A 6,263-nucleotide genomic window follows, 5' to 3' on the forward strand; every position below is an offset into this window, starting at 1 on the left:
ATCAATCACTGTACTTCAACCCACGCAGGATCATCGAAGAAAGCCACTGCGGGATAAGCCCCAGCAGCCAGGTGCCCAGGTTGAGCGGGAACGGAAAGCTGATACGCGCCTGGTTCGCCGCCAGCCCGCGCTTGATACGCCTGGCCGCTTTGTCGGCGGTCCACAGAAAAGGTTTAGGCCCGGGCATTTCGAAGCACATCTTCGACTCCACATACCCCGGCACAATCACATTCACTTTCACCCCTTCCGGCGCCAGCCAGTCGCGGATGGCCTCGCCATACACCCGGATGGCGGCCTTGCTGGCGCTGTAGGTCGGTGTGACCGGCAAGCCACGCCAGCCCGCCAGCGAGCTGAACAGGGCGATCTGCCCGTCGCCACGGCTGCGCATGGCGGGCAGGGCGGCCTCGACGGTGGCCAGGGCGGCCATCACGTTCACTTCCATCAGGGCGCGGCTGTCGTCCCAGTCTTCCGCTTCGCCATTGGCGCCCACGGCGGTGTTAAGCCCTGCGCCGACCAGCAGCAGGTCGGGCTGATGCTGCTCGCTTACCCGGCGCACCATGGCCCGCAGGGCGTCCAGGTCGCGCACGTCGAGGGCTTCCAGCAGCACCTGGGCACCCAGGGCGCGGCATTGTTCGGCCATTTCGGCCAGGCGGTCCTGGCGCCGGCCTTGCAGGATCAGCGTCACCCCCGGGGCGGCGTAGGCAGGCGCCAGCGCGCCACCGATACCGCCTGTGGCGCCGGTGATGAGGATGCAGCGGGGTGAGGCATGCGAACTCATAGGTATTTTTCGATTCTTGAGGTTTTCGCCATCAGCACTTCCAGGCAGTTGGCCACGGCCATGTCCATGCCGCAGGTGGTGTAGAAGCCGCCGTTGACCTGGGTGGTGTGGATGACCGTGTTGCGGAAGCGTTGAAACAGCGTGTTGTCGGGCGCTTCGGGCTGCTGCCAGAAATCATCCAGGCCGCCCTGATGGGTTAGCCCCGGCATCGCGTAGATCGGCTCGGCCAGCGTGCAGGTAGGGCGGTGGTGCAGCAATGCTGAAGCCCCCGCGGTACTGTTGACGGTGATCATGCCGGTGATGTGCGAGAGCAGCGTAGGCATGTGCCCGCTTTCCATGAAATCGACACGCTCGGCCACGTCGTACTGGCGCGCCAACTGCTCGGTGACCTTGCGGTAGTTGACCAGCCCGGGCGTCAACGGGTGGTTCTTCACCAGCAGGCGCGCATCGAAGGGCGCGTTGAGCGAGAACGAGTCGATCACATGCTCGATCACCTGGGTCATGTTCTGGAACGGCGAGTGGTCGCGGATTTGCGCATCGCTGTCCAGCTGCAAGGGCAGCAAAAACGTGGGGTGCCGCTCGCGGGCCACTTCGGCCACCAGCGCGTCGTCATGCACACGGGCGCGCAGCAGGCGCATGCCCTGGCGGATGAACCCGGCGTACTCCATGGCGGCGTTGAACGGGGCATGGGTGCGGTAGCGCGGGAAGCACAGCCGGTTCAGCGCGCCGCCGGCATGGTACAGCACATCGTGCGTGGCACGTGCGGCGAACGACAGCTTGAACGGGTTGCCATTCTGATAGCGCGGAATGTACTTGCCCACATCGCGGTACCACTGCGGGTCACGTGGCAAACGCGAGTTGTTGTTGACCCCGTCGCGCTCCAGCGTCACCCAATAGGGCCGAAAGTAGCCTTCCTCGAACACGTGCACGCGAATACCCGACAGCCGCGCCAGGGTCACGGCCGGGCGGTGTACCGGGCGGCAGTCGCCGAACAGCACCAGGTCGGTGATATCCAGTTGGCGGAACACCTGTGAATACCAGGCCTCCATGTCTTCCGGGGCGTGCGGGCAGGTCAGCTGCGCGCCGCCGGGGCCATACAGGGCGTCACCGACGTTGAAGCGCACGCTGTGCACTCGCTGGCCGATATCCCGCAGCCCCTTGGCAAGGCGGCTGAAGAAGGGTGAACTGACACCCTGAAGCAGCAGAAAATTGTGTGACGGGATACGCAGCAGCGGACCACGCGTCGCCCTTGCATTCAGTTGGTCGGGCGCTTCATGCCCAACAAACTGCTCAAGCGTCGTTTCAAGTCCTGCCATCGGGAGGGAGCTCCAGGCTGCGGTAAGGCGTGCCAATTTTGTAGTTCGTATAAGGTTCGTTCGGCGGTGGTGAAGCGGTTGGTCACCAGGCTTACGTAAGTGGGATAGAGCAACAGCGTGCCCGCTACCAACTGGTCCAGCGTCAGTTGTCGGCTGCGCCGTGCCTGCACCGGTGCTTGAAGGTCCATGTCGCGGGTCAGCCCCCAGCCGGCGTAGAACGGCTGGCCATAGGTCGTCACCGGCACACCGCGTAGCAGGGCCTCGAAGCCCGACTGCGAGGTCAGCACATGCAATTCGTCGACCACTTCCAGCAATTGCTGCAGTGGCGTATCGCCGATCACTTCATCGCACCAGTGCACGGTTTGCGCTTCGTCGTCACCGCGGGCGCGCGTGCCGGCCAATACCTCTGGGTGGGGTTTGTACAACACCCACGCATCAGGGTTTTGCTCACGCACGGCGCGCAGCAGTTGCAGGTTGCTGCGGATACGGTTGCCGCCAAAGCGGATGGACGCATCGCCCTCCACCTGGCCAGGCACCAGGATCACCCGTTGCGCATGCGAGGGGCGCTGCCAGCTGGCGCCGGGCAAGTTGTACTTGGTCAGCCCCGCCGCGCAGATGGCCAGGCGCAAAGCATGCGCGCGGGCCAACAACTGCGGGTCGAAGGGCTCTTCAGCCAGGATGCGCTCCAGGCGCGAAGGCCGGGTGGCGTCGTAGTAAATACCCAGGTCATCGACCACCCACGACAACGGTCGCGCCTTGCCGGCGCCCAGGCCGACCGAGCGCAGAAAGCCGTCTTCCACCCGGTTGACGGGCAGTGGGTGGGCGCAAAGGTGAGTGTCGTGCTTGCAGCCCCAGGACACCACGGGCAAGTCTTGCGCCAGCGGTTGCTCGGGCTTGACGAAGCGAATGGCCGCGCCATTGAAAAACAGGTTTGCCAGTGGTTCTTTCCAGCGGCTGAAACCCAGCATCTGTACGGCGCTTGGCAACACGCTGCGGTGCCGCCGTTGCAGGCCCAGCCAGTTGATCAGCACCTCTGGCGTACACGGCTGACCACGTTCTGGGCAGACATAGCGTGGGTAGGCCACCAGGCTGGCATGAATCAGTTGCGCCAACGGCACAGGCTTGCGGCGTGAAGGTGCCGGCAAGCGGTCGTCGGTCAGCCCCCAGCCGGCATAGAACGGCATGCCCCAGGTGTGCACCGGTACGTCCCAAAGCAAGGCATCGAAGCCCAATTGCGACGTCATCACGAACACTGCACGCATGCGTGGCAGCAAATCGGCCGGGTGAACATTGTGGGCCAGTACCTGCACCCGCGGGTTGCCGGCCAGCGCTGCCAGGTCGAAGTGCCCGGCCTTGCGCCCGGCCACCACGTCGGGGTGCACCTTGAGCACGATGGTGCTATGCGGGTAGCGGGCCAATGCCGCCTCCAGCATGGCCCGGAAGTCGCTGGCCCCTGCACCTTGCAACGAGGCATCGCCACAGGTCTGGTCGGCCACCAGCACGCAGTCGGCTGGCAACGCTGGCAGCTCGATGCGTGCGTCGTTGTACTTCGACACCCGTTGCTGCTGCCACAGGCTACGTAGTGCCAGGGCACGTTGGGTTTGCTCGGCGTCGAGGGGCGTGGCGATCAACTGTTCGAGGCGGGACGGCTGGGAAGCGTCGTAGTACACGCCCACGTCATCGACGATCAGCGACAGGGGCGGCTCGTCGGCGCCCAGGCCCACGGAACGGATGAAGCCGTCTTCCAACGTGAGAACGGGTTTGCTTGCCTTGTGCGCCTCGGCCATTGCCTTGATGGCGCTTGGCTTGCGGCCCCAGGCCATTACCCAATCAGCGAGCTCGACATCGCGCACAGCACCGCTTTGCAGCGCGAATTCGGGCAGCAAGGCAGGCAACGTACTGATGCGCTGGGCTCCTTTTGACAGGATCAGCAGGCGAGGGCGGGGCGAAGCGTCGTCCATATACGTGGAGCGGCATCCATTCAGCAAAGGGGCGGCATGGGCTTATAGCCCTGCGGGTCCGGTGGAAACAAAGGATGGCGAATCTTAATACAAATTCACATTTGTAGGCGTGCCGCTGGGCAAAAATCGCGAAAAGAAATTAGACGATATGTGCAGATGATGACCTATGGCATCAAAATGACATCCGATCCCGGCAAACTCCCCGAAACCGCGGCGTACCACCCCGCTGGGGAACGTAACGCACGCCTGTAGGCGCGGGTTTACCCGCGAAGCTTTTTCCCATGTGGGTACAAAAGCTCATTTACCCCTGATCCAGCATCCCCAGCAAATAGTGGTACTTCTCCAGCAATAACCCCATCCGGTCGCGCTCCTTGTACTCAGCGACCGTTTCTGGGCGCAAGCAATGGAACAGCGCCGTGAGGAGAAACACGTAGCGCAAGTTCCCTAGCGCCTGTTCCACATCGAAGCGCTCCGGCAGGGCTGCTCGGTACGTTTCGATGAACTCGGCCTGTGCTGCCAGGAATACCTTCATATCCTTGCGCCGGAACAGGCTGCCCAGGTAGGCCCCGCCGTCAAAGCCAATCCGCCCTACCTTTACCTCGCTCCAGTCGATGAGGTGAAGTTGGCCCTTATCGACGAAGAGGTTTTTCTGCAGGTAATCCATGTGGCTGATACATCGGGGGCTGCGACGGGCCTTGGCTGCCATCTTATGAGTCAGCGGTACAAACGCCTTGAAGTGTTCTGTCAGGCCGGAAAAGCGCTGGTCCTCAAGCCCAAGCTTTACCAGCTCTGGGAAGCAGCGGGCAAAGTTGAAGCGTGGTCGCAAGAGGAACCATGGTCTGAAAAAATCCATGCTCCACAACAGGGGGGTCTTGCCAAGCGGTTGGGCTTGCAAATAGTCGTGGCTGAGCGCTTCAAGCTCGGCCATACCCAGCGCCAGTTGCTTGGCAATTTTGTGCATTCGCGGCGGTTTGCCGCTTACGAACTCGGTGAAGATCAAGCTCTCAGATGGCGTCTCGATGACGCCCAGGCAGGAGGGATAACGGAAGTGTTTGCTGCCAGCCAACATTCCCTCGGTGCGATGGAAGCGGGCTTCCTGGCTTCCGATCAGTGCTAGCTTGCGAATCGATTTTTCCACAATCTCGACCGGCTGGCCGGTGCTGGGATCAACCAGGCGATGATGCCGCACGTATTTCACAAAAGAGGCGTTGCCGCCTAACACTTCGCTGGTGATCTCCAGCGGCTTGTCGGCCCATTCAGGTCTTAGCGCGCGCAGGTGTTCTTCGAGAGAGGCCCGCTGCCAGCGATAGAGCGTTTTGCTGCTTACGTGCGGGCTTGTAGGTGGGGTAATTACATCCATGTTGGCAATGCCATGCGTCCGGCTTAAAGCAGTGAAGGAAGGGTATGCTGCTGTATGAGAGTCTTGGGCACAATGAAAAATTGCATCAAGACATTGATTTTGAAGGGCAAGAGGCTGAGCGGCATGGTGTTTGAAGCTAATCAGCCTAAGGCATTGCGCTTCTGAGAGGGTTGACTCCGGGGGCTCTTTTCTATTTTGGCTGTTGCCCCAAACAGTAGGGCAGTAACGCACGCCACTGAAGATGTTTTGCGTAGCGCATGCGGTCCATCGGCGGTACAGGGCCGCTCCCACAGAGGCAGCGTGCGCAATACCCTGTGGGAGCGATCTGGTGCCGCGAACGAGGGCCAAAGGCCCTCGCCTTACTTGTATCAGTCTTCCAGCAGCTCTTCGGCAGTACCGAGGATGTTCTCCAGGGTGAAGCCGAACTCTTCGAACAATGCCGAAGCCGGCGCCGACTCACCGTAGGTGGTCATGCCGATGATACGACCTTCCAGGCCGACGTACTTGTACCAGAAGTCAGCGTGGGCAGCTTCGATGGCGATGCGCGCACCGACTTCCAGCGGCAGCACGGACTGCTTGTAGGCAGCGTCCTGGGCATCGAACACGCTGGTGCACGGCATGGAAACCACGCGCACCTTGCGGCCTCGCTCGGTCAGCTTGTCGAAGGCCTGAACAGCCAGGCCCACTTCGGAACCGGTGGCGATCAGAATCAGTTCAGGCTCGCCGGCGCAGTCCTTGAGCACATAGCCACCGCGGCTGATGTCGGCGATCTGCTGGGCATCGCGGTCCTGGTGCTGCAGGTTCTGGCGCGAGAAGATCAGCGCCGATGGGCCGTCCTTGCGCTCCAG

The 6,263-nt window shown here is 62.1% G+C and carries 5 protein-coding genes; all 5 read right to left on the reverse strand.

Annotated features, from left to right (window positions below):
- Position 1: 1 nt before the first annotated feature.
- Complete coding sequence (locus ACF8Q6_RS24525) at positions 2–778, reverse strand: SDR family NAD(P)-dependent oxidoreductase (protein WP_392490855.1); 777 nt, start codon at positions 776–778, stop codon at positions 2–4.
- Complete coding sequence (locus ACF8Q6_RS24530; protein ID WP_088513062.1) at positions 775–2,094, reverse strand: capsule biosynthesis protein; 1,320 nt, start codon at positions 2,092–2,094, stop codon at positions 775–777. The genes ACF8Q6_RS24525 and ACF8Q6_RS24530 overlap by 4 nt, the downstream gene beginning before the upstream one ends.
- Complete coding sequence (locus ACF8Q6_RS24535; protein WP_392490856.1) at positions 2,034–4,055, reverse strand: capsular polysaccharide biosynthesis protein; 2,022 nt, start codon at positions 4,053–4,055, stop codon at positions 2,034–2,036. The genes ACF8Q6_RS24530 and ACF8Q6_RS24535 overlap by 61 nt, the downstream gene beginning before the upstream one ends.
- A gap of 301 nt (positions 4,056–4,356) precedes the next feature.
- Positions 4,357–5,415: a phosphotransferase gene (locus ACF8Q6_RS24540; RefSeq protein WP_392490857.1), complete on the reverse strand. Its 1,059-nt coding sequence runs from the start codon at positions 5,413–5,415 to the stop codon at positions 4,357–4,359.
- Between the two features lie 368 nt (positions 5,416–5,783).
- Positions 5,784–6,263, reverse strand: a 480-nt coding sequence (locus ACF8Q6_RS24545; RefSeq protein WP_392499612.1) for a transketolase C-terminal domain-containing protein, incomplete at its 5' end; no start/stop codon positions are given.

Source organism: Pseudomonas sp. GLN_2, from assembly GCF_043106005.1.
Taxonomy (GTDB): domain Bacteria; phylum Pseudomonadota; class Gammaproteobacteria; order Pseudomonadales; family Pseudomonadaceae; genus Aquipseudomonas; species Aquipseudomonas alloputida.

What these genes read in the sequence shown, in the direction of transcription:
- ACF8Q6_RS24530 (WP_088513062.1), bottom strand. Translation starts at nt 2,094, where the DNA reads ATGGCAGGACTTGAAACGACGCTTGAGCAGTTTGTTGGGCATGAAGCG.
- ACF8Q6_RS24525 (WP_392490855.1), bottom strand. Translation starts at nt 778, where the DNA reads ATGAGTTCGCATGCCTCACCCCGCTGCATCCTCATCACCGGCGCCACA.
- ACF8Q6_RS24535 (WP_392490856.1), bottom strand. Translation starts at nt 4,055, where the DNA reads ATGGACGACGCTTCGCCCCGCCCTCGCCTGCTGATCCTGTCAAAAGGA.
- ACF8Q6_RS24540 (WP_392490857.1), bottom strand. Translation starts at nt 5,415, where the DNA reads ATGGATGTAATTACCCCACCTACAAGCCCGCACGTAAGCAGCAAAACG.